Below are 23,591 nucleotides of genomic sequence, written 5' to 3' on the forward strand. Positions count from 1 at the left end.
TTAATGGGCTGACGCGGTAGATTCTTTCTGTGCGACAGCCTTAAAACGGTTGGCAATAATGGTGGAAATACAGGTCAGGCCCATGACGGTAACCATCACAATCGCCATTTGCAGCGCATTGCTGGATAAGAACGGAGAGGCAAATGCGGGGACATAAGCCACGCCTTTAACGTTAAAGAAACCCAGCATCATGCCGCCCAGACCGGCCCAAACGATCGCTGAACCAAAGACAATTTTGTTGGCAAACATGAACGGATAGGCCGATTCAACGAAGGTCCCAAAGCCGAGGTTGATAAGCAGGCCGGGTGTCGCGACGGCGGCTTCGCTTTTTTCTCGTGGTGCGATGACGTTAGCCAGGTTGATTCCTGCAGCAACCATTACCAGGCCTACCATATCGACAGCGCCGAGGAAGCTGACTCCGGATTTTTCCATTTCCAGGAGCACCAGCGGCAGAATGACCGCGTGATAGACGCCCCCCAGAATAGCTGGCCAGATAACCAAACCAGCCAGCAGGCCGGCAAGAATAGGGCTGAAGGCCAGCGTGGTTTCGATAGCCAGTTTGATGTAATTACCTGCTGACAGCGCCAGCGGGCTCAGCAGATAGTGCATGATTAACCCAGCGGCCAGGCCTGAGATCCCACCCGCTACAATGTTGACGGTGGTCATCGGAAAGCGCCAATTCAGGCATAATTCGAACAGCCAACGAACGAAAATCCCGGCCATCAAACCACCGATGATCCCTCCAATCAGACCGCCTTCGACGGAAAGTACTCCGGCGACCACCCCGGCAACAATTGAGACTTCATCCAGTTCCGAAATCTGTTTTGCTGCGAGAACCGCAACTAAAACCGGCAGGCCCTTCAGTAGAATTTCAAAGATATCGTTGAGTTTTTCCAGGCCAGGAATGTGACTGAGTGCGAGCACGATTGCCATGGCGATAAAGCCCGGCAGCGCAGGGATCATTATGCTGCGAATATTGAAGCGCTTAAGCAGACTTTTTCCAGAACCGCCCTGTGAAGGAGAAGCACTGCCCAACTGTGGTTTGTATTTAACGCCCCAGTGCTTACACAGTGATGCGATAAAGGAAACTGCGCGGGTTCGGCTGGTGGTACCCGTCGTGCCCGAGGTTGCGACGACATTTGCCCCCTTTGCCGCCACTAGCGCCATTGAGGTCCCGCCGGTGCCAACAATCGGTGTTTTCATTTCAACAGCTGCGGCAAAGACAGCCTGGTTGGCCTTCACCGGATCGGCACTCATCAGGATGATCCCGTCGATCTCACCGTTACGGATCATCTCAGCAATCCTGAAATCGCTCTCAACTACCGAGTCGTTCACTTCTGAAAGTTTGCCCTGAAATATCCTTTGTGGTTTTTGTTGGTTTTCTGTGGTTAGTGCAAATACCGACGCTGGCGTGTGAGCTTTGGCAACGTCCATTGAGGCTTCTGCCGCAATGAACTGCACAGCGGCAACTTCAACTCCTGCGGCTTCGCACTGCTGGTAAATTTCCTGGAGTAGCTTTTCCGGTTCAGCACCACCCAGGTTGTAGAGGTTGCCTCCACTGCTTCCAATAATCGCAATTTTTTTCATAGCGGCCTCGAAGATAGGGTAAGGGTTTATCTGTGTTGTAGTGAAATCATATTCCCAATTAAAACAAACTAAATCAACATTTGAGAAATGATTAAATTTGAGATTAAAACAGGCTTGTTTATGTATTGTATTGAAATTTAATAATTAAATTATTATTTTGTTTTGTGTTGATATTTGTTGTTTTGTGATGAAGTTCAAATGCGGGCAGGGGGAAATGGAGGATGCCTCCTCCATTTATGAAGATTAGTGTTGTTTTACTGCGTGTGGTTTATCTTCAATCGGCTTACCGGACCAGTAGCCTGCCAGCAGCGAACCGGAAAGGTTGTGCCAGACGGAGAACAGCGCGCCAGGCAGGGCGGCAAGCGGGCCAAAGTAGATCTTGCCCAGCGCAGCGGCAAGCCCTGAATTCTGCATGCCCACTTCGATTGCCAACGTACGGCAGGTTGACTCGTCGAAACCAAACAGTTTTCCGCACCAGTAGCCGCCGAGCAGGCCAATGGTGTTATGCAGGATTACGGCGATAATCACCACAAAGCCGACAGATGCAATGTGCGAGGCAGAACCCGCTACGACGGCGCTGATGATCGCCAGAATGCACACCATTGAAAATGCGGGCAGATACGGTTCCACGGTTTTTACGACGCGTGGGAACAGGTGGTGAATGACCAACCCCAACGCAATCGGAATGACCACGATCTGCAGGATACTCAGCAGCATACCCATCACATCTACCTGGATATGCGCGTCGACATACAGCCGTGTAAGCAGCGGTGTGGCGACAACGCCCACCAGCGTTGAAACCGATGAAATAGTCACAGAGAGTGCCACATCGCCTTTTGCCAGATAGATCATGACGTTTGATGCCGTTCCGCTGGCGACGCTACCGACCAGCACCATCCCTGCGGACAATTCCGGCGGCATATTAAATGCCAGCGCTAAAATCCATGCGGCGAGCGGCATCACCAGATAGTGCAGGAAAATACCCGCCGCGACTGGTGCAGGACGTGAGAGTACGCGTTTAAAGTCGTCTACCTTCAGGTGAACGCCCATACCGAACATGATCAGCATCAGTAACGACGGCACGAATGGCCCGACAGGCGTAAAGGTGGTGGGCGTGTAATATGCAACAACAGAGAGCAGCAGTGCCCATAACGGGAACAGCCGCGTGAGAGTAGCGAGCATGTTATATTCCTTGCGATTGAAATGTGTTGTTATAAAAAAGCCGGGTTCGAGCCCGGCTATAGTTATTGTTTATTGCGTGATGAAATTTTATTCAAACAAATTATGGTGCAGCTTCTGTACCACTTGTTCGGCTTCAGTACCGGGCACCAGGAAGCACAGGTTATGGCTGGATGCGCCGTAGCAAATCATGCGGATGTTGAACGGTTCCAGTACGCCGAACACCTCTTTACCCACGCCACAGGCTTTGGACAGGTCGTTGCCAATCAGTGCCACCAGCGCCAGGCCTTCTTCCACTTCAACCCGACACAGTGCAGACAGTTCCATCAGCAGAGACTGTGTTAACAGTGTATCGCCGGTGGAGGTGGAGCCTGTAGTATCCAGTGTCAGCGCCACGCTGACTTCGGATGTGGTAATCAAATCTACCGAGATATTGTGGCGTGCCAGGATGCCGAACACTTCCGCTAAAAAGCCGCGAGAGTGCAGCATATTCAGGCTATGCAGCGTTAGCAGCGTTTGCTTACGGCGCAGTGCCAGCGCCCGGAACAGCGGTGGATTCGCGGTTTTATTGCATACCAGCGTACCGCCTGCTTTTGGATCCTTACTGGAGCCAACAAACACCGGGATATCGCTACGCACGGCTGGCAACAACGTTGCCGGGTGCAGCACTTTCGCGCCAAAGGTCGCCATTTCTGCGGCCTCTTCAAAGGCGATTTCATCAATACGCTGCGCCGCCGGAACAACGCGCGGATCGGTCGTGTAAATGCCTGGAACATCGGTCCAGATATCGACGCGCGTGGCGTGCAGCGCTTCGGCCAGCAGGGCAGCCGTATAATCGCTCCCGCCGCGCCCCAACGTGGTGGTGCGGCCTTTGCCTTCACTGCCGATAAAGCCCTGAGTAATCACCAGACCTTCGCTCAGACGTGGGGCCAACTGGAGCGTTGCCAGTTCGGCTAGCGCCGCGACGTCAGGCTCTGCGCGGCCAAAACGATCGTTGGTGCGCATCACTTTACGTACGTCAAACCACTGCGCCTGCACGTTGCGCTCACGCAGGATCTCGACGAACAGCAGGGTAGACATTAGTTCACCGTGGCTGACCAGTTCGTCGGTCAGCGCGGTTGAGGTCGCCAGTGACGCCGCTTCTGCCAGCGTGGTGATGTTTTCCAGCAGACGTTCGATCTCTTCACGGATCACGTTTGGATAACGCAGGCGCTCCAGAATATTGAACTGAATTTGACGAATGGCATCGAGTTTTTCGAAGCGCGCGGTTGGCTCCAGCCCTTCAGCCAGTGCGACCAGCAGGTTGGTGATCCCCGCAGAAGCGGAAAGTACCACTACACGGACGTTAGCATCAGAAAGCACTACATCAGCGCTGCGATTCATGGCATCAAAATCCGCCACGCTGGTACCGCCAAACTTGGAGACAACTACATCAGTCATAACTACCTCGTGTCAGGGAATGAATAGAGCGACCATGGCACATAAGGCAGAACAGAAACCGGTGCAGGCGCAAATGCAAATACCGTATTTATAAATAAAATGTGTAGCTTGCACTGTCAACGCTGGGATTATGCGGATTTTTCATGCTGCAACTGCGTTGAGTAACGGTACTAATAACAACGCTGATAACCGCTATACTTTTTAGCCACGTTTGGCGGATGCCCTGGCAATGGCATTAAAACAATCACACTTTTCTGTGACTGGCGTTACAATCGATCTCAGTCACAATTCTCAAAATCAGAAGAGTATTGCTAATGAAAAACATCAATCCAACGCAGACCTCAGCCTGGCAGGCACTACAAAAACACTTTGAAGAAATGAAAGACGTTACTATCGCGGATCTTTTCGCGAAAGATAGCGATCGTTTCACTAAGTTTTCCGCGACGTTTGACGATTTGATGCTGGTGGATTTCTCCAAAAACCGCATCACTGAAGAGACGCTGGCTAAACTGCAGGATCTGGCGAAAGAAACCGATTTGGCGGGCGCCATCAAGTCCATGTTCTCCGGTGAGAAAATCAACCGCACTGAAGACCGTGCCGTGCTGCACGTGGCGCTGCGCAACCGTAGCAATACGCCTATCATCGTTGACGGCAAAGATGTCATGCCGGAAGTGAATGCTGTGCTGGAGAAGATGAAATCCTTCTCTGAAGCGATCATCTCCGGAAGCTGGAAAGGCTATACCGGTAAAGCCATCACTGATGTAGTAAACATCGGTATCGGCGGTTCTGACCTCGGCCCGTTCATGGTGACCGAAGCGCTGCGTCCGTACAAAAATCACCTGAACATGCACTTTGTGTCTAACGTCGATGGTACGCACATTGCCGAAGTGCTGAAGAAAGTGAACCCGGAAACCACGCTGTTCCTGGTCGCTTCCAAAACCTTCACCACCCAGGAAACCATGACCAACGCCCACAGCGCGCGTGATTGGTTCCTGGCGACCGCAGGCGACAACAAGCACGTTGCCAAACACTTCGCTGCGCTCTCCACTAACGGTAAAGCGGTTGGTGAGTTCGGTATTGATACTGCCAATATGTTCGAGTTCTGGGACTGGGTTGGCGGTCGTTACTCCCTGTGGTCTGCAATCGGTCTGTCCATCATCCTGTCCGTAGGCTTCGACAACTTTGTTGAGCTGCTCTCCGGCGCGCATGCGATGGACAAACACTTCTCCACCACTCCGGCTGAGAAAAACCTGCCGGTGCTGCTGGCGCTGATCGGTATCTGGTACAACAACTTCTTCGGTGCCGAAACCGAAGCGATTCTGCCGTATGACCAGTATATGCACCGTTTCGCGGCTTACTTCCAGCAGGGCAACATGGAATCCAACGGTAAATACGTTGACCGTAACGGCAATGCGGTGGATTACCAGACTGGCCCAATCATCTGGGGTGAGCCGGGTACTAACGGCCAGCATGCGTTCTACCAACTGATCCACCAGGGCACCAAAATGGTTCCATGCGATTTCATCGCGCCGGCCATCACCCACAACCCGCTGTCGGATCACCATCCGAAACTGCTGTCTAACTTCTTCGCGCAAACCGAAGCGCTGGCATTCGGTAAATCTCGTGAAGTGGTTGAGCAGGAATACCGCGACCAGGGTAAAGATCCGGCAACGTTGGACCACGTTGTACCGTTCAAAGTGTTCGAAGGTAACCGCCCAACGAACTCCATCCTGCTGCGCGAAATCACGCCGTTCAGCCTGGGTGCGCTGATTGCACTGTACGAACACAAAATCTTCACTCAGGGCGCTATCCTGAACATCTTCACCTTTGACCAGTGGGGCGTTGAGCTGGGCAAACAGCTGGCGAACCGCATTCTGCCAGAGCTGAAAGATGGTTCCGAAGTGAGCAGCCACGACAGTTCTACCAACGGTTTGATTAACCGTTATAAGTCCTGGCGTGCCTGATAGCACACACTTGTAGGCCGGATAAGGCGTTTAGCCGCATCCGGCATTAATGAAATAAAAAGCCGATATTAATATCGGCTTTTTTGTAAGAATGCTCCAGGATATCTACGTTTTAACTTCATACCTTAATTGAGCTTAATCCTAAAATAATTTTATTAATGTTATTCAATTTCTTATTTTTTCGGATTTACCGGATGTTGCATTTTAATTTTTATATTTTAATTTATTGATTTAGTTGTCTTTATTGTATTTTCTAATCACTTTTCCTTTCGTTATCTAATTATCCTAAATTCCCGCATGGTGTAATTTGCACACTTTGGTTTGTGTATACTCGATCTCGCCCGAAATTCTTTTGGGTAAATCTCCATTCATACAATGAAGGGAATTTTTAATGAAAAAAGTTCTGTATGGCCTGTGGGCTATATCTGCGCTTGCGGCGACTTCTGTCTATGCTGCCCCCGTTCAGGTGGGTGAGGCGGCAGGGTCGGCTGCCGCGTCGGTTTCGGCAGGAAGTTCCTCCGCAACCAGCGTGAGCACCGTAAGTTCTGCAGTGGGGGTCGCCCTGGCGGCGACCGGTGGTGGCGATGGTTCTAATACCGGAACCACAACCACCACAACCACCAGTACCCAGTAATAAAGGTACGTTTAATTCTAACCACACTTCGGTGTGGTTATTTTGGAATCGCCAAAAGTCTGTGGGATTTGTAGACCGGGTAAGCGTCGCGCCACCCGGCAATAATGCGGAGAAACGTCGTGAAGCGACCAGCGCTCATAATGGTTTGCCTGTTACTGCAGGCGTGCTCAGCCACCACCGAAGGGTTGGGACATTCGCTGTGGGATAGCGTGTTTGGTACTCCCGGCGTACAGATGACGGACGATGAAATCCAAAATATGCCCTACGCCAGCCAGTATATGCAGCTAAACGGCGGCCCCCAGCTGTTTGTGGTACTCGCGTTTGCGGAAAACGGACAGCAGAAATGGGTGACTCAGGATCGGGCTATTCTCGTCACGCAGCATGGGCGCATTGTGAAAACGCATCTCGGTGGGGACAACCTAATCGAGGTGAATAATCTGGCGGCAGACCCACTCATCAAACCCAATCAGATAGTCGATGGCGTAACGTGGACCCGCACAATGGGCTGGACTGAACATCAGCAGGTACGCTATGCCACCGCGCGCTCGGTTTTCAAATGGGATGGCGCAGACACCATCAAGGTCGGCAGCGATGACACGCCGGTACGGATCCTCGATGAAGAGGTAACCACCGATCAAACGCGCTGGCATAACCGCTACTGGATCGACAGTGAAGGGCAGATTCGCCAGTCGGAACAGTATCTTGGCGCGCATTACTTCCCGGTGAAAACCACGCTGATTAAGGCGGCAAAATCATGATCAAACGAGCCGTTATGGCGCTGCTGTTGAGCCTGAGCGCAGCGTCTGTTTTTGCTGCGGGCAGCGTTAAGGTCTTTACCTCTGCCAGCGAAGAGCCAAAAACGCTGACCGGGGCCGAACATCTGCTCGACCTGGTCGGACAGCCGCTGTTGAGCAATAGCTGGTGGCCAGGTGCGGTTATCAGCGAAGAGCGGGCAACGACGGAGGCGGGACGTCAGCAGCAGGCGTTACTGGCTCGCCTGGCGACGCTGGGCGCTGAAGAAAGCGGTGACGATGCTGCCGCTATCAACGCATTACGCCAGCAAATTCAGGCGTTGAAGGTGACCGGCAGGCAGATGATTAATCTTGACCCGGATGTTGTGCGCGTCAGCGAGCGAGGCAACCCGCCGTTGCAGGGCAATTACACGCTGTGGGTCGGAGCGCAGCCAACGCATATCACGCTGTTTGGCCTGCTAAGCCATCCGGGTAAACAACCGTTTATGCCCGGGCGTGATGTTGCCAGTTATCTCGATGGGCAAAGTCGGCTCAGCGGCGCGGATCGTAGCTTCGCCTGGGTTATCTATCCCGACGGGCGCACGCAAAAAGTACCGGTCGCTTACTGGAACAAACGTCACGTTGAGCCGATGCCCGGCAGCATCATTTATGTCGGACTCTCTGATGCTGTCTGGAGCAGCACCCCGGATGAAATTAATGCCGACATTCTTCGCACCCTGACCCAGCGGATACCCGAATAATGAGAAAAACTTACCTGCTCAGCGTATTGGCGCTGGGCGTAAGCGTTGCCTGCCATGGTGAAACCTGGCCCGCGCCCATTGGACCTTCGCAGTCCGATTTTGGCGGCGTGGGGCTGCTGCAAACCCCAACCGCACGCATGGCGCGCGAGGGCGAAATGAGCCTCAATTACCGCGATAACGATCAGTACCGCTACTACTCTGCGTCGGTGCAGCTCTTCCCGTGGCTGGAAACCACGCTGCGCTATACCGATGTGCGTACCAAAAAATACAGTAGCGTGGAGTCGTTTTCTGGCGATCAGACTTACAAGGATAAAGCTTTTGATCTCAAACTACGGCTGTGGGAAGAGAGCTACTGGATGCCGCAGGTGGCGGTTGGCGCGCGAGATATTGGCGGAACTGGCCTGTTCGATGCGGAGTATATTGTGGCGAATAAAGCCTGGGGGCCGTTTGATTTCTCGCTTGGCCTGGGCTGGGGATATCTCGGGACCAGCGGTAACGTCAGCAATCCGTTTTGCTCATACAGCGATAAATTCTGCTATCGCGATAACAGCTACAAGCAGGCCGGTTCTATTGACGGCAGCCAGATGTTCCACGGCCCGGCATCGCTGTTTGGCGGCGTCGAGTATCAGACACCCTGGCAGCCGTTGCGTCTGAAACTGGAGTATGAGGGAAACAATTACCAGCAGGATTTTGCGGGCAAGCTGGATCAGAAGAGCAAGTTTAACGTCGGCGCTATTTATCGCGCCACCGATTGGGCCGACGTTAACCTCAGCTATGAGCGCGGGAACACCTTTATGTTTGGGGTCACGCTGCGGACTAACTTCAACGATCTGCGGCCAAACTATAACGACAACGCCCGCCCGAAATATCAGCCACAGCCGCAGGATGCCATCCTGCAACACTCGGTGGTGGCGAATCAGTTAACGCTGCTGAAATATAACGCCGGACTGGCCGATCCTAAAATTCAGGTGCAGGGCGATACGCTGTATGTGACCGGTGAACAGGTGAAATATCGTGATTCGCGCGAAGGGATCGAACGTGCCAACCGGATCGTGATGAACGATCTTCCCGACGGGATCCGCACGATCCGTATTACGGAAAATCGTCTTAACTTACCGCAGGTGACGACCGAAACGGAGGTTTCCAGCCTCAAGCGTCATCTGGAAGGCGAACCGTTGGGCCATGAAACCCAGCTGGCGCAAAAACGCGTTGAGCCTGTGGTGCCGAAAACGACCGAGCAGGGCTGGTATATCGATAAGTCACGCTTCGATTTCCACATCGATCCGGTGCTTAACCAGTCGGTGGGCGGCCCGGAAAACTTCTATATGTATCAGTTGGGCGTGATGGGAACAGCGGATTGGTGGGTGACCGATCACCTGCTGACCACCGGAAGTTTGTTCGCCAACCTCGCCAATAACTATGACAAATTTAACTACACCAACCCGCCGCAGGATTCGCATTTGCCACGAGTGCGTACCCATGTGCGCGAGTATGTGCAAAACGATGTCTACGTGAATAACCTGCAGGCCAACTACTTCCAGTCACTCGGAAACGGGTTCTACGGACAGGTTTATGGTGGCTATCTGGAAACCATGTACGGCGGAGCGGGGGCAGAAGTGCTGTATCGTCCGCTGGACAGCAGCTGGGCGTTTGGTGTTGATGCCAACTACGTGAAACAGCGTGACTGGCGTAGCGCGCAGGATATGATGAAATTCACCGACTACAGCGTGAAGACCGGGCATTTGACGGCGTACTGGAATCCGTCATTCGCTCAGGATGTACTGGTGAAAGCCAGCGTGGGCCAGTATCTGGCGGGAGATAAGGGCGGAACGCTGGAAGTGGCGAAGCGCTTTGACAGCGGCGTTGTGGTCGGCGGCTATGCGACCATCACCGACGCCTCGCCGGATGAGTACGGAGAGGGTGATTTTACCAAAGGGGTGTACGTATCCGTGCCGCTGGATCTGTTCTCGTCTGGCCCGACCCGCAGCCGTGCGGCGATTGGCTGGACGCCGTTAACGCGTGATGGCGGCCAGCAGCTTGGACGTAAGTTTGGTCTGTACGACATGACCAGCGACAGAAGTGAAAACTTCCGGTAATACGCGATCGCCTGGTGCGCAGAGCTTACCGGGCCGTAGGCCGGATAAGTCAAAGCCGCCATCCGGCAAGGACCTTCTGGAGAACAAAAAATAAACAAAAAATGTAGATCTCTGTCACATTTTTGCGTTATACAGGAACCTCGCCACTGAGTAAGAGGTGCTGTTATGACGTCGCTATCTCGTCCGCGCGTGGAGTTTATCTCCACCATCTTACAGACCGTGTTGAATCTGGGACTGCTGAGTCTGGGTCTGATCCTGGTTGTATTCCTCGGGAAAGAAACGCTGCATCTGGCAGATGTGCTGTTCGCGCCGGAACAAACCAGCAAGTATGAGCTGGTAGAAGGGCTGGTGGTTTACTTCCTCTACTTTGAATTTATCGCGCTGATTGTGAAGTACTTTCAGTCAGGTTTTCACTTTCCGTTGCGCTATTTTGTCTATATTGGGATCACCGCGATTGTGCGGTTGATCATCGTCGATCATAAAGCACCGATGGATGTACTGATCTATTCCGCGGCGATCCTGCTGCTGGTGATCACCCTGTGGCTGTGTAATTCCAAACGGCTGAAGCGAGAGTAAAAGCTAACACGCCGCAATCGGGCTGCGGCGTGTTGCAGGTCAGGATTACTGCGCAGAGGCAGGCTGGGTTTTCTCTGCGGCGGGTTCCCACAGTTCTTCAAGTTCTTCCAGCGTTTTGCCTTTGGTTTCCGGTACAAACTTCCACATAAACAGCGCCGCCAGAATGCCCATACAACCGTAAATCCAGTAGGAGAAACCGTTGCGGAAATGGGAAACCAGCCACGAATTTTTGTCCATCATCGGGAAGGTCCAGGAGACGAAGTAGTTCGCCAGCCATTGAGCGGCAACGGCAATGGCGAGCGCTTTGCCGCGAATCGCATTGGGGAAGATTTCTGCCAGCAACACCCAGCAAACCGGTCCCCAGGACATGGCGAATGCGGCGACGTAAAACAGCATCGACAGCAGTGCAACCAGCCCGGAAGCCTGGGTATAAAACGCGGTACCGAGGCTGAACATACCGATGGCCATGCCCAGAGCGCCAATAATCTGCAGCGGTTTGCGACCAAATTTATCCACCGTCATGATCGCCAGCACGGTGAAGCTCAGGTTGATCACGCCAACAATGATGGTCTGTAACAGCGCCACATCGGTGCTGGCTCCCAGCGTTTTAAACACCTCCGGGGCGTAGTAGAGCACGACGTTAATACCGACGAATTGCTGGAAGATGGACAGCATTACGCCGATGACGATAACGCCTGCGCCAAACATCAGCAGGCGGCCGCCGGTTTTACGACCATGTTCCAGAGACTGATTGATCTCCTGCATGGCCTGGGTGGCGAGGGTGCTGCCCATAATTTTGCGCAGAATACCTTCCGCCTGCTCGTGTCTGCCACGTGCCATCAGCCAGCGCGGGCTTTCTGGTACGGTGTACAGCAGCAGTAAAAACAGCAGGGCGGGAATACTTTCGGACGCAAACATATAGCGCCAGCCATCGGTATTCAGCCAGTTGGCGTCGCCTGAACGTGCGATAAAATAGTTAACGCAATACACTAACAGTTGACCAAAAATAATGGCGAACTGGTTAAATGACACCAGTTTCCCGCGAATGTGTGCGGGCGCCAGTTCTGCAATATACATTGGTGAGAGCATTGAAGCTAAACCTACGCCAATACCCCCAATGATACGATAAATAACAAATTCGGGAACGTATCCGGCTAAATAAACGGGTACGGCGTTATCTGGGTTAATAGTCGTAAAACCTAATTCTGGCCAGGCGGAACCAATACCGGAAATAAAGAACAGCAGAGCCGCGATTTTCAGCGAGTCCCGGCGGCCAAACCGGTTACTACAATAGCCGCCCAGGGCACCGCCGATGATGCAGCCTATCAACGCACTGGCGACGCAAAAGCCCAACAGCGAGTTGGCGGCGGATTCACTTAAATGTTGTGGGGCGACAAACACGGTATTCAGGGATTCTACCGTTCCGGATATGACCGCAGTGTCGTAGCCGAATAATAGCCCTCCTAACGTTGCCACTAATGTAATCGAAAAAATATAACTGGAATTATATTGAGAGTTCATTCAGACCTGCCTTAGAGGATACAGCTCTTTTGATCAGTGCCGTGATGTTGAATTTAACAGGCAGGGAAGACAATTATCATTTTTTACATTGCAATTACGTTTTGTCTTTTCTGTGATCTTAATTCTGTTTGATTTATCTATATTCAGACAGGAAATAGAATTGCAGTGATGGAGAGCACGAAAGGAAATAATCGTAACAGTGATGCAAAATAACATAAAAAAAGGGCGCTCCGTAGAGCGCCGAATAACAGTCACAGGTTGGGATAACATAAGTTGAGGGTTGCAGTGGCATTGCCCGTTGCCGGGCAGGTACTTCGGTAAAACTTAACCTTTCACACCACCCGCGGTCAGACCGTTGACTAGCCAGCGCTGCGCCAGCAAGAACACCAGAGTGATCGGAATGGCTGAAAGTACAGCCGCGGCGGCAAAGTCGCCCCACAAATAGTTCTGTGGGTTGAGGTACTGCTGCATACCTACCGCAAGGGTATAGCTGTTCACATCACGCAGCAGCAGTGACGCGACCGGTACTTCGGTAATAGCGGCAATGAAAGACAGAATAAACACGACCGCCAGAATCGGAACGGAAAGCGGCAGCAGCACCAGGCGGAATGCCTGCCACGGCGTAGCGCCATCCAGCGCGGCCGCTTCTTCCAGTGAACCGTCGATAGTTTCGAAATAGCCCTTTATCGTCCATACATGCAGCGCAATACCGCCGAGGTAGGCGAAGATCACGCCGCCGTGCGTGTTCAGGCCGATAAACGGAATGTACTGGCCCAGGCGATCAAACAAAGCATACAACGCGACCAGAGACAGCACCGCCGGGAACATCTGGAAAATCAGCATCCCTTTCAGCAGGGTTGCTTTGCCCGGGAAACGCATACGAGCAAAGGCGTAAGCACAGGTAGTGGAAAGCGTCACGATACCGATCGCGGTAATGCTGGCCACTTTCACCGAGTTCCACAGCCATAACAGTACCGGGAACGGCGGTGGCGTCACACGGCCATCCGCGTGTTCAACGCTAAAGCCCAGCGCCAGTTTCCAGTGTTCCCAGGAGATGTTTTCCGGGATCAGGCTGCCGGTGGCAAAGTTACCTTCGCGCAGCGAGATAGCGATAACCATCAGCAGCGGGAACATGATCGCCGCGATAAAAATCAGCAGCCCTAAGTGCGTTGCGAATAAACGTAACTTTTGTGATTTCGGTTGGACCATAGCCATTGTCGTTATCTCCCCTAATCAAACTTCATACGTGTGGCTTTCAGGTTCACAATCGCCAGCGCACCAACCAGCAGGAAGATCAGCGTAGCAATCGCCGCCGCCAGACCGAAGTCCTGACCACCGCCGCCTTCAAAGGCGATACGGTAGGTGTAGCTCACGAGCAGGTCGGTATAACCGGCTGGTGTGGTGGTACCAAGACGGTCCGGACCACCGTTGGTCAACAGCTGAATCAGCACGAAGTTGTTAAAGTTAAAGGCGAAGCTGGCGATCATCAGCGGCGTCAGCGGCTTAATCAACAGCGGTAGCGTTATCTTAAAGAAGTTCTGGAACGGACCTGCGCCATCCATCGCTGAGGCTTCATACAGGTCGTCAGGAATCGCTTTCAGCAGACCCATGCACAGGATCATCATGTATGGATAACCGAGCCAGGTGTTGACGATAATAATCATCGAACGCGCGGTGGTTGGATCGCTGAACCAGGCCGGTTTGATGCCAAACAGCGCGCTCAGCATCATGTTGATTTCACCAAAGCTCTGGTTGAATAAGCCCTTGAAAATCAGAATCGAGATAAACGACGGTACGGCATACGGAAGAATCAGCAGGACGCGGTAAATCGCTTTGCCTTTGAGAGACTCCCACTGTACGAGACAGGCCAGCACCATGCCCACGGCAACGGTCAAAATAACGGTCAGTACCGAGAAGACCACCGTCCAGACGAAGATGGCGAAGAACGGTTTCTGGATGCCTTCGTCGGTAAACACGCGGGTGAAGTTATCCCAGCCGATGGCAACGGTGTAGCCCGGGCTGAGTTTTTCGCTACCCCAGCTACCGTCAGCGTTAATCGCCTGATAATAACCAATATCGTTGTTGGCGCGGTATTTTACGCCGCTCTGGCTGTTGGTGAGTGTGCCGTCTTCAGCGAGCGTATAAAGTGGCTGCGTGCCGGAAAACTGGCGCAGCGAACTCATGGTAACTTTGCTTTCATCCGGCAGGATGGCGGTCAATTGGGTAAGCGCCTGGCGATTCTGCGTGATGATACGCAGTGTTGCACGTTCGCCTGCCGGCAGCGCCTCGGCTTCTTTCAGTTGCAGTTTCTGCTCGCCGCCAAATTTAAAAGCGTCAGAAAGGTAATTCTTGCCGGTTTCACCGTCGGTGAGGGCCAGTTGCCACTCATCACCCGCCGGATACAGGCCAAAGTTGTAGGTTTTCCCAGCCTGATACGAACGATCCATCAGGACTTCCTGAGCGCGTTCAAAGGTCAGCTGGTTGGTACTGCTGTAGTTGGTAAAGGCAATGGCGATCGTACAAATCAGCGGAAACAGGACAAACAGCCCCATACCGGCAACGCCCGGGTAAACATAGCGCCAGGCATAGGCTTTACGGTTAGCGAAAATATACAGGCCAGCAGAGCTTAAAATCAGCGTCATGATGGCAAACAGGTACTCCCCCTGAGCGTACATCAAAACAACAAGGTAACCGACCAGCAGCCCAAGCAGACCCATCACTGACCATTTCAGCGTGTCGCTTTGCCACCAGTGTTTCTTTTTAATGACATCCATGGGGATCTTCCTCTACAACATTGAACATCTGTCGGCAAAAGTGCCTGATGGCGCTGCGCTTATCAGGCCTACGGTGAGTTGTAGGCCGGATAAGGCATTTATGCCGCCATCCGGCACGTGTGCTACAGCACTACTTGGTGATACGACCCTGCGCGTCTTTCAGTGCGGCATCGACGGTCTGACGGCCGCTGGCTGCGTTGATCACTGCTGTACGAACGGCATACCAGAATGCGGACATCTGTGGGATGTTCGGCATGATTTCGCCTTTCTGGGCGTTATCCATAGTGGCGGCGATACGTGGGTCTTTCGCTAACTGATCCTGGAAGGATTTCAGCGCAACGGCGCCCAGCGGTTTGTCCTTGTTCACTTCATCCAGACCCTGATCGGTCAGCAGGTAGTTTTCGAGGAACTCTTTCGCCAGTTCTTTGTTCGGGCTGGCGGCGTTGATACCGGCGCTCAGAACGCCAACAAACGGTTTAGACGCTTTGCCTTTGAAGGTTGGCAGCAGCGTGACGCCGTAGTTGATTTTGCTCTTATCGATGTTGGACCACGCCCACGGACCGTTGATGGTCATCGCGGTATCGCCTTTGTTAAAGGCCGCTTCGGCGATGGAGTAATCAGTATCCGCGTTCATGTGTTTGTTCTTGATCAGATCAACCAGGAAGGTCAGACCCGCTTTCGCGCCAGCGTTATCCACGCCCACGTCTTTCACATCGTACTTACCGTTCTCAAACTTGAACGCGTAACCACCGTCGGCGGCAATCAGCGGCCAGGTGAAGTACGGTTCTTGCAGGTTAAACATCAGCGCGGATTTACCTTTCGCCTTCAGCTCTTTATCCAGTGCAGGAATTTCTTCCCAGGTTTTCGGTGGATTTGGAACGAGGTCTTTGTTGTAAATCAGCGACAGCGCTTCAACCGCGATCGGGTAGGCAATCAGTTTGCCGTTATAGCGTACGGCATCCCAGGTGAACGGATAGAGCTTGTCCTGGAACGCTTTGTCAGGTGTGATTTCAGCCAGCAGGCCAGACTGAGCGTAGCCGCCAAAACGGTCATGTGCCCAGAAGATGATGTCCGGACCGTCGCCGGTCGCGGCAACCTGCGGGAATTTCTCTTCCAGTTTGTCAGGGTGCTCAATAGTGACTTTGATCCCGGTGTCTTTCTCGAATTTTTTGCCCACTTCAGCGAGGCCGTTATAGCCTTTGTCGCCGTTAATCCAGATAACCAGCTTACCTTCTTCAATCTTGGCGAGAGCCGAGGCGGAAAACATCATCGTCGTTAATGCAGACAATGCGAGGATGCGTGCGCCAGTTTTGATTTTCATAGTTCCCATCCTGTTTGGTGATTTTGCAGAGGTGGCTTAACGGTTACTAGTTTCTTTATACGACAACCTCTTTCCATCCTCCTTACCCCTACGCCCCACCCGCTCTTTATGTGATCTGTGTTACATAAATGTGAGTATTGCGTACTGGCGCACATAAAAAACCACCGATTTTTGCAGGCTGCATCACGAAATTCCTCTGAGGCTGGTGGCCCGGGTCTCAGACGCTGCTCTCTCATCCTCCCGCCTCCTCCCCCATAAAAAAGCCGGGGGGTGGAGGATTCACGCAGTCAAGGGATCGCGCATAGTCAGCCCATCATGAATGTTGCTGTCGATGACAGGTTGTAACGAAGGGAGAAGGGCATGGCGAGCGTACAGCTACGAAATGTAACGAAAGCCTGGGGTGACGTGGTGGTATCGAAAGATATCAATCTCGACATTCACGAAGGGGAATTCGTGGTGTTTGTCGGACCGTCAGGCTGCGGTAAGTCGACCTTGCTGCGTATGATCGCCGGACTTGAAACCATCACCAGTGGTGACTTGTTTATCGGGGAGACCCGGATGAACGACATTCCGCCCGCCGAACGTGGTGTAGGCATGGTCTTTCAGTCCTACGCGTTGTATCCCCATTTGTCCGTCGCGGAAAACATGTCGTTCGGCCTCAAACTGGCCGGAGCGAAAAAAGAGGTGATGAACCAGCGCGTGAACCAGGTTGCGGAAGTTCTGCAACTGGCACACCTGCTGGAGCGTAAACCAAAAGCGCTTTCCGGCGGACAACGTCAGCGTGTGGCGATTGGCCGTACGCTGGTCGCCGAACCGCGCGTATTCCTGCTGGACGAACCACTGTCGAACCTCGATGCCGCTCTGCGCGTGCAGATGCGTATTGAAATCTCCCGCCTGCATAAACGTCTTGGCCGCACGATGATTTACGTTACCCACGATCAGGTCGAAGCGATGACGCTGGCCGACAAAATTGTGGTGCTGGATGCCGGTCGCGTAGCGCAGGTTGGTAAGCCTCTGGAACTGTATCACTACCCGGCTGACCGCTTTGTGGCGGGCTTCATTGGTTCACCGAAGATGAACTTCCTGCCGGTGAAAGTCACGGCAACGGCTATCGATCAGGTGCAGGTAGAACTGCCCAACCGCCAGCAAATATGGCTCCCGGTAGACAGCCATGCGGTACAGGTTGGCGCCAACATGTCTTTAGGTATCCGCCCGGAACATCTGCTGCCCAGCGATATCGCCGATGTCACCCTCGAAGGTGAAGTGCAGGTGGTCGAGCAGCTTGGTCACGAAACACAAATTCATATCCAGATCCCCGCCATCCGTCAAAACCTGGTTTACCGCCAGAACGACGTGGTGTTGGTAGAAGAGGGTGCCACATTCGCTATCGGCCTGCCGCCAGAGCGTTGCCATCTGTTCCGTGAGGATGGTACTGCATGTCGTCGGTTGCACCAAGAGCCGGGCGTTTAAGGTGTCCCATTAAAAAAAACGCAAATCCGTCAAGGTGAAGCGTTCAAAGAAAAGCAATGATCTCAGGAGATAGAACGATGATTACTCTGCGCAAACTCCCTCTGGCGGTTGCTGTGGCAGCGGGCATTATGTCTGTTCAGGCAATGGCTGTGGATTTCCATGGTTATGCTCGTTCCGGCATTGGCTGGACAGGTAGCGGCGGTGAACAACAGTGTTTCCAGGCAACTGGTGCACAAAGTAAATACCGTCTTGGTAACGAATGTGAAACCTATGCGGAAATCAAATTAGGTCAGGAAGTGTGGAAAGAGGGCGATAAGAGCTTCTACTTCGACACCAACGTTGCCTACTCCGTTGCACAGCAGAATGACTGGGAAGCGACCGATCCTGCTTTCCGCGAAGCCAACGTGCAGGGTAAAAACCTGATTGAATGGCTGCCGGGTTCCACCATCTGGGCCGGTAAACGTTTCTATCAGCGTCATGACGTCCACATGATCGACTTCTACTACTGGGATATTTCAGGTCCTGGTGCTGGTATTGAAAACATCGATCTGGGCTTCGGTAAACTGTCTCTGGCCGCAACCCGTTCTCAGGAAGCGGGTGGTTCTTACACCTTCAGTAGCCAGAATATCTACGACACATCCAAAGATACCGCGAACGACGTATTCGACATGCGTTTAGCGCAGATGGCCATTAACCCGGACGGCATGCTGGAACTGGGTGTTGACTACGGTCGTGCGAATAAAACTGACGGTTATAGCTACGCGGATAGCGCTTCTAAAGATGGCTGGATGTTCACTGCAGAACATACTCAGAGCATGCTGAAGGGCTATAACAAGTTCGTGGTTCAGTATGCAACTGATGCGATGACCACGCAGGGTAAAGGTGGCTCGCAGGGTACTTACGGTTCAACCTTCGATACCCAGGCAACACCAAATGATCCCGTTATCCATCATGTAAACAACAATATCAATAACAACGGTAGCCTGGTGCGCGTACTTGACCACGGTGCTATCTCTCTGGGCGACAAGTGGGACCTGATGTACGTCGGTATGTATCAGAATATCGACATGGATAATGACCTGGGTACTGAATGGTACACCGTGGGTATTCGTCCGATGTACAAATGGACACCAATCATGAGCACCCTGATGGAAGTCGGCTACGACAACGTCAAATCTCAACAGACTGGCGATCGCAACAGCCAATACAAAATCACCCTGGCACAACAGTGGCAGGCAGGCGACAGCATCTGGTCTCGTCCGGCAATCCGCGTCTTTGCAACCTATGCCAAATGGGATGAAGAGTGGGGCTACGTTAAAAATGGTAACAACGTATCTAAATACGCAGCTGCAACGAACTCTGGTATCAGCACAACCAGCCGTGGCGACAGCGATGAGTGGTCCTTCGGTGCTCAGATGGAAATCTGGTGGTAATTCAGCTCTAACCTGACGTAAAGACCGAAAGAGGGGCGCAAGCCCCTCTTGATTACGGTTTAGCGCGCTATTGCCTGGCCACCGCTGAACCCATGCTATCTGAGGTGATAACAATGAAAATGAAGAAAAGTCTCGTTGCCCTTTGTTTATCTGCAGGGTTATTTGCCAGCGCGCCTGGCATCAGCCTGGCCGATGTAAATATTGTTCCGCAGAACACCACCGCGGCGCCTGCTATTCCCACTGCAGCGTTGCAACAGTTAACCTGGACGCCAGTTGATCAATCGAAAACCCAATCAACCTCGTTGGCGACAGCGGGACAGCGTCTGGACATTGCCGGTATTAGCGGCCCGGTTGCCGCCTACAGCGTACCGGCCAACATTGGTGAACTGACCCTGACACTGAGCAGTGAAGTTAACAAACAAACCAGCGTATTTGCGCCAAACGTCTTAATTCTTGATCAGAACATGACACCATCTGCGTTCTTTCCCAGCAGTTACTTTACCTACCAGGCTCCGGGTGTGATGAGTGCCGATCGTCTGGAAGGGGTGATGCGTCTGACACCGGCTCTGGGCCAGCAAAAATTATATGTTCTGGTCTTTACCACTGATAAAGATCTCCAGCAGACCACAACCCTGCTTGACCCGGCAAAAGCCTATGCCAAGGGGGTAGGTAACGCTGTTCCGGATATTCCGGACCCGATTGCCCGCCACACCACCGACGGTCTGCTGCATCTGAAAGTTAAAACCAGCTCCTCCTCCAGCGTGCTGGTCGGGCCGCTGTTTGGTTCTTCCGGCCCAGGTCCTGTTACGGTTGGCAATACCGCAGCACCTGCGGTGGCCTACGCGGCTCCGGCGGCAGCCGTTGCTGCTCCGGCACCACAACCCGTGAAGAAAAGCGAGCCAATGTTGAACGACACGGAAAGCTATTTTAATCAGGCGATTAAGGATGCAGTTGCAAAAGGCGATGTTGATAAAGCGCTGAAGCTGCTTGATGAAGCGGAACGTCTGGGATCCAAATCTGCCCGATCCACCTTTATCAGCAGTGTAAAAGGCAAGGGGTAAACATCTCCCCACATTGTTGATTTTGCAACAACTGGTGCGTCTCCTGGCGCACCTTTTTTTATCCTTCGGTGCTAATTGTTACACTTATGTTGCCCTACCGATCACTTAATCGTGTTTGCTCACCCCGTAATGCCTTTTCTGCGATACAATGCCTTCAGGTTATAAATCGGAGAGTAAGGCATGCCACACCCTGCGTTAACGCAACTGCGTGCGCTGCGTTATTTTGATGCGATCCCAGCGCTGGACGCCCAACTGCTCGACTGGTTGTTACTGGAAGATTCCATGACCAAACGTTTTGAGCAGCAGGGGAAAAAGGTCACCGTAACGTTGATTCGCGAAGAATTCGTTGGGCAAAATGAGGTGGCTGAAGAACTGACGCTGCTGCCTAAAGAGTCTCGTTATTGGTTACGTGAAATCCTGTTATGCGCGGATGGTGAACCCTGGCTTGCCGGACGGACTGTGGTGCCTGAATCAACCTTGTGCGGCCCTGAACTGGCCTTACAGAACCTTGGGAAAACCCCGCTCGGACGCTACCTGTTTACGTCATCGACATTGACCCGAGATTTTATTGAGATTGGCCGCGATGCAGCGCTGTGGGGGCGTCGTTCCCGCCTGCGGCTGAGCGGTAAGCCACTGATGCTTACCGAGCTTTTTCTGCCTGCGTCGCCGTTGTACTGAGAGGAAGATAAAGATGGAGTGGAGTCTGACGCAGAATAAGCTGCTGGCGTTTCACCGCTTGATGCGTACGGATAAGCCAATCGGCGCCTTACTGCTGCTCTGGCCTACGCTGTGGGCACTGTGGGTGGCGACCCCAGGCATGCCGCAACTGTGGATCCTGGCGGTTTTTGTCGCTGGCGTTTGGTTAATGCGCGCCGCCGGATGCGTGGTGAATGATTATGCCGACAGGAAATTTGACGGGCACGTCAAACGCACCGCGAATAGACCGCTGCCGAGCGGGGCTGTCACCGAGAAAGAAGCCCGAACGCTGTTTGTGGTACTGGTGCTGCTGGCCTTCCTGCTGGTTTTGACCCTCAACACGATGACCATTTTGTTATCCGTTGCGGCATTAGCATTAGCGTGGGTTTACCCGTTTATGAAGCGCTATACGCATCTGCCGCAGGTGGTGCTGGGGGCGGCGTTTGGCTGGTCGATCCCGATGGCGTTCGCCGCCGTGAGTGAGTCCGTACCGCTGAGCTGCTGGCTGATGTTCCTTGCGAATATTCTCTGGGCGGTGGCTTATGATACGCAGTACGCCATGGTTGACCGGGATGATGACCTGAAGATCGGCATTAAATCGACCGCGATCCTGTTCGGTCAGAACGACAAGCTGATTATTGGTATTTTGCAGGTAGGCGTGCTGGTGCTGATGGCGCTGGTGGGCTGGTTAAACGGGTTAGGACTGGGCTATTACTGGTCTCTGCTGGTGGCGGGCGCGCTGTTTGTCTATCAGCAGAAACTGATCGTCAACCGTGAACGTGATGCCTGCTTTAAAGCGTTTATGAACAATAACTACGTCGGTCTGGTGCTGTTCTTAGGCCTGGCAATGAGCTACTGGCATTTTTGATTTTGGCTTAGCCTGCAAAATAAAAAAACCGGTCATTTTCAACTGCACCCAAAAAGTTGGACACCCAACGAAGTAAGGTGCAGTTTTTTATGAGCAAGTATTCTCTCAGCTTCAAGCTTGAGGTTGTGCAGCACTATCTTTCCGGGCTGGAAGGACAGGAGGCGACTGCAAAACGTTTTGGTATCGATCACAGTGCCGTTCGTAAATGGTCTGCCGCCTGGAAGCTCCATGGCGAAGCCGGGCTTACAACCCGGCATTTCACCTATTCTCCTGCTTTTAAAGAGTCCGTTATCCTGCATATGCGTGAACACCAGCTGTCTGTTCGCGAAGTCTGTGCAAAATTCACTATCCCTGCCTTTTCCACTGTTAGTCAGTGGGAACGACTGTATGATGAAGGGGGATTAGAAGCCCTTACAGACAGTCGACGCAGGAAAAAAACGATGCCAGAACGCCCTGAGAATCACCCCGTCCCTCCTTTGCAGACCCCCCTTGCTCCGGATGAACGTGAGGAACTTGAACAACTGCGTGCTGAAGTGGCATATCTAAAAAAGCTGCAGGCCTTACTCAGGGAAAGAAGCACGTCAGGACGCGGGATAAAGCGCAGGTCGTGAATGAGTTAAGGCTGAAGTTCCCTCTTGCACGCTTGTTAAAAGCTGCAGGACTGGCAAGAAGCACGTTCTACTGGCAACTGGCCAACGGTAAAAAACCAGACAAATATGCCGATGATAAGCAGCATATTTTAACGCTGTTCCATAAACATAAAGGACGGTATGGATACAGGCGAATCACGCTGGCTGGCCGCCGGGAAGGAAGCTTACTGAACCATAAAACGGTTCAGAGGTTAATGAAGGTGTTAGATTTAACCTGTTGTATCAGAAGGAAGAAATATAACTCTTACAAAGGCCGGCATGGGAAAGTTGCGGGTAATGTACTGAACCGGCAGTTCAGTGTGGATAAACCCAACCAGAAGTGGGTAACAGATGTCACGGAATTTAAAATAAGCGGAGAAAAGCTGTATCTGTCCCCGGTTCTGGATCTGTATAACGGAGAAATAGTAGCGTATCAGATGGAGTCCCGTCCTCTTCTGTCGATGGTGGATAACATGCTGTCGAAGGCTATATCTGTACTGGGCAAAAACGAATACCCGCTGCTCCACTCAGATCAGGGCTGGCAATATCAGATGGCGCATTATCAGAACCGGCTAAAGGAGGCGGGTCTAAAACAGAGCATGTCAAGAAAGGGAAACTGTCATGACAATGCAGTGATGGAGAGCTTCTTCGGCACACTGAAATCTGAGTGTTTTTACCTCACGGAACACAAGAATATCAGCGAGTTGCGCATGGCTATCGATGACTACATCCACTATTACAACCATGAAAGAATAAAACAGAAACTGAAAGGCCTGAGTCCGGTAGAGTACCGAACCCAGGCCCAGATAACCGCTTAAAATAAACTGTCCAACATTATGGGGTCAGTTCA

The 23,591-nt window shown here is 52.5% G+C and carries 19 protein-coding genes and 1 pseudogene; 13 read left to right on the forward strand and 7 right to left on the reverse strand.

Features of this window, described 5'->3' with window-relative positions; translation table 11 throughout:
- From OGX92_RS03305 to lysC, 3 genes are all read right to left on the reverse strand, one after another.
- Complete coding sequence (locus tag OGX92_RS03305; RefSeq protein WP_286586240.1) at nt 1–1,587, reverse strand: PTS sugar transporter; 1,587 nt, start codon at nt 1,585–1,587, stop codon at nt 1–3.
- Nucleotides 1,588–1,830: 243 nt separating this feature from the next.
- Nucleotides 1,831–2,769, reverse strand: a complete 939-nt coding sequence (gene panS / locus OGX92_RS03310; protein ID WP_286586241.1) for a ketopantoate/pantoate/pantothenate transporter PanS — start codon at nt 2,767–2,769, stop codon at nt 1,831–1,833.
- Nucleotides 2,770–2,856: 87 nt separating this feature from the next.
- Nucleotides 2,857–4,206: a lysine-sensitive aspartokinase 3 gene (lysC, locus tag OGX92_RS03315; protein ID WP_003826556.1), complete on the reverse strand. Its 1,350-nt coding sequence runs from the start codon at nt 4,204–4,206 to the stop codon at nt 2,857–2,859.
- 314 nt (nt 4,207–4,520) lie between these two features.
- Here lysC and pgi point away from each other — a divergent pair, with 314 nt between their 5' ends.
- From pgi to psiE, 6 genes are all read left to right on the forward strand, one after another.
- On the forward strand, nt 4,521–6,170 hold the full coding sequence (gene pgi, locus OGX92_RS03320; RefSeq protein WP_003826559.1) for a glucose-6-phosphate isomerase: 1,650 nt from the start codon (nt 4,521–4,523) through the stop codon (nt 6,168–6,170).
- A 391-nt stretch (nt 6,171–6,561) separates the two neighbouring features.
- Entirely contained in the window at nt 6,562–6,804 is a 243-nt protein-coding gene (gene yjbE, locus OGX92_RS03325) for an exopolysaccharide production protein YjbE (protein WP_003826562.1), read from the forward strand.
- Between the two features lie 119 nt (nt 6,805–6,923).
- Nucleotides 6,924–7,562, forward strand: a complete 639-nt coding sequence (locus OGX92_RS03330) for a YjbF family lipoprotein (protein WP_126957385.1) — start codon at nt 6,924–6,926, stop codon at nt 7,560–7,562.
- Nucleotides 7,559–8,296 carry a capsule biosynthesis GfcC family protein gene (locus OGX92_RS03335; protein WP_126957383.1) on the forward strand — a complete coding sequence of 246 codons (738 nt, stop codon included), beginning with the start codon at nt 7,559–7,561 and terminating at the stop codon, nt 8,294–8,296. The genes OGX92_RS03330 and OGX92_RS03335 overlap by 4 nt, the downstream gene beginning before the upstream one ends.
- On the forward strand, nt 8,296–10,392 hold the full coding sequence (locus tag OGX92_RS03340) for a YjbH domain-containing protein (protein WP_164563241.1): 2,097 nt from the start codon (nt 8,296–8,298) through the stop codon (nt 10,390–10,392). The genes OGX92_RS03335 and OGX92_RS03340 overlap by 1 nt, the downstream gene beginning before the upstream one ends.
- 165 nt (nt 10,393–10,557) lie before the next feature.
- Nucleotides 10,558–10,968 carry a phosphate-starvation-inducible protein PsiE gene (psiE, locus tag OGX92_RS03345; protein WP_003031674.1) on the forward strand — a complete coding sequence of 137 codons (411 nt, stop codon included), beginning with the start codon at nt 10,558–10,560 and terminating at the stop codon, nt 10,966–10,968.
- 45 nt (nt 10,969–11,013) lie between these two features.
- Here the strand turns inward: psiE and xylE are convergent, their stop codons facing one another.
- The 3 genes from xylE to malF form a co-directional block, all read right to left on the reverse strand.
- On the reverse strand, nt 11,014–12,489 hold the full coding sequence (xylE, locus tag OGX92_RS03350; RefSeq protein ID WP_286586242.1) for a D-xylose transporter XylE: 1,476 nt from the start codon (nt 12,487–12,489) through the stop codon (nt 11,014–11,016).
- 324 nt (nt 12,490–12,813) lie between these two features.
- The gene (malG, locus tag OGX92_RS03355; protein WP_003826575.1) at nt 12,814–13,704 is read right to left on the reverse strand and encodes a maltose ABC transporter permease MalG; all 891 of its coding nucleotides are present in this window, start codon (nt 13,702–13,704) and stop codon (nt 12,814–12,816) included.
- Between the two features lie 14 nt (nt 13,705–13,718).
- Nucleotides 13,719–15,263, reverse strand: coding sequence for a maltose ABC transporter permease MalF (gene malF, locus OGX92_RS03360; protein ID WP_003826577.1), 1,545 nt, complete (start codon nt 15,261–15,263; stop codon nt 13,719–13,721).
- A gap of 40 nt (nt 15,264–15,303) precedes the next feature.
- On the opposite strand from malF, the pseudogene OGX92_RS23555 reads away from it, so the two are divergent.
- A pseudogene (locus OGX92_RS23555) lies at nt 15,304–15,378 on the forward strand (hypothetical protein); the annotation flags it as partial.
- 15 nt (nt 15,379–15,393) lie between these two features.
- Here OGX92_RS23555 and malE read toward each other — a convergent pair.
- On the reverse strand, nt 15,394–16,584 hold the full coding sequence (gene malE, locus OGX92_RS03365) for a maltose/maltodextrin ABC transporter substrate-binding protein MalE (protein WP_003031680.1): 1,191 nt from the start codon (nt 16,582–16,584) through the stop codon (nt 15,394–15,396).
- Between the two features lie 360 nt (nt 16,585–16,944).
- Here malE and malK point away from each other — a divergent pair, with 360 nt between their 5' ends.
- From malK to OGX92_RS03395, 6 genes are all read left to right on the forward strand, one after another.
- The gene (gene malK, locus OGX92_RS03370) at nt 16,945–18,054 is read left to right on the forward strand and encodes a maltose/maltodextrin ABC transporter ATP-binding protein MalK (RefSeq protein ID WP_048215134.1); all 1,110 of its coding nucleotides are present in this window, start codon (nt 16,945–16,947) and stop codon (nt 18,052–18,054) included.
- 77 nt (nt 18,055–18,131) lie between these two features.
- Nucleotides 18,132–19,487 (forward strand): maltoporin, encoded by a 1,356-nt coding sequence (locus tag OGX92_RS03375; protein ID WP_003826583.1) that lies wholly within the window; start codon nt 18,132–18,134, stop codon nt 19,485–19,487.
- A gap of 113 nt (nt 19,488–19,600) precedes the next feature.
- A complete protein-coding gene (gene malM, locus OGX92_RS03380; protein ID WP_003826585.1) occupies nt 19,601–20,548 on the forward strand; it encodes a maltose operon protein MalM in 948 nt (315 codons plus the stop codon).
- Nucleotides 20,549–20,728: 180 nt separating this feature from the next.
- Entirely contained in the window at nt 20,729–21,226 is a 498-nt protein-coding gene (gene ubiC / locus OGX92_RS03385; protein ID WP_003826587.1) for a chorismate lyase, read from the forward strand.
- A gap of 13 nt (nt 21,227–21,239) precedes the next feature.
- The gene (gene ubiA, locus OGX92_RS03390) at nt 21,240–22,112 is read left to right on the forward strand and encodes a 4-hydroxybenzoate octaprenyltransferase (RefSeq protein WP_003826589.1); all 873 of its coding nucleotides are present in this window, start codon (nt 21,240–21,242) and stop codon (nt 22,110–22,112) included.
- A gap of 89 nt (nt 22,113–22,201) precedes the next feature.
- Nucleotides 22,202–23,559, forward strand: a protein-coding gene (locus OGX92_RS03395) for an IS3 family transposase (protein ID WP_174785198.1) whose coding sequence is annotated in 2 segments (ribosomal slippage) — nt 22,202–22,664 and nt 22,664–23,559 — 1,359 coding nt in all. Because the reading frame shifts where the segments join, the coding sequence is not laid out codon by codon here.
- The last annotated feature ends 32 nt before the right edge of the window (nt 23,560–23,591 follow it).

Origin of the sequence: Citrobacter sp. Cpo089 (assembly GCF_030332695.1) — a bacterium.
Classification (GTDB): Bacteria; Pseudomonadota; Gammaproteobacteria; order Enterobacterales; family Enterobacteriaceae; genus Citrobacter; species Citrobacter portucalensis.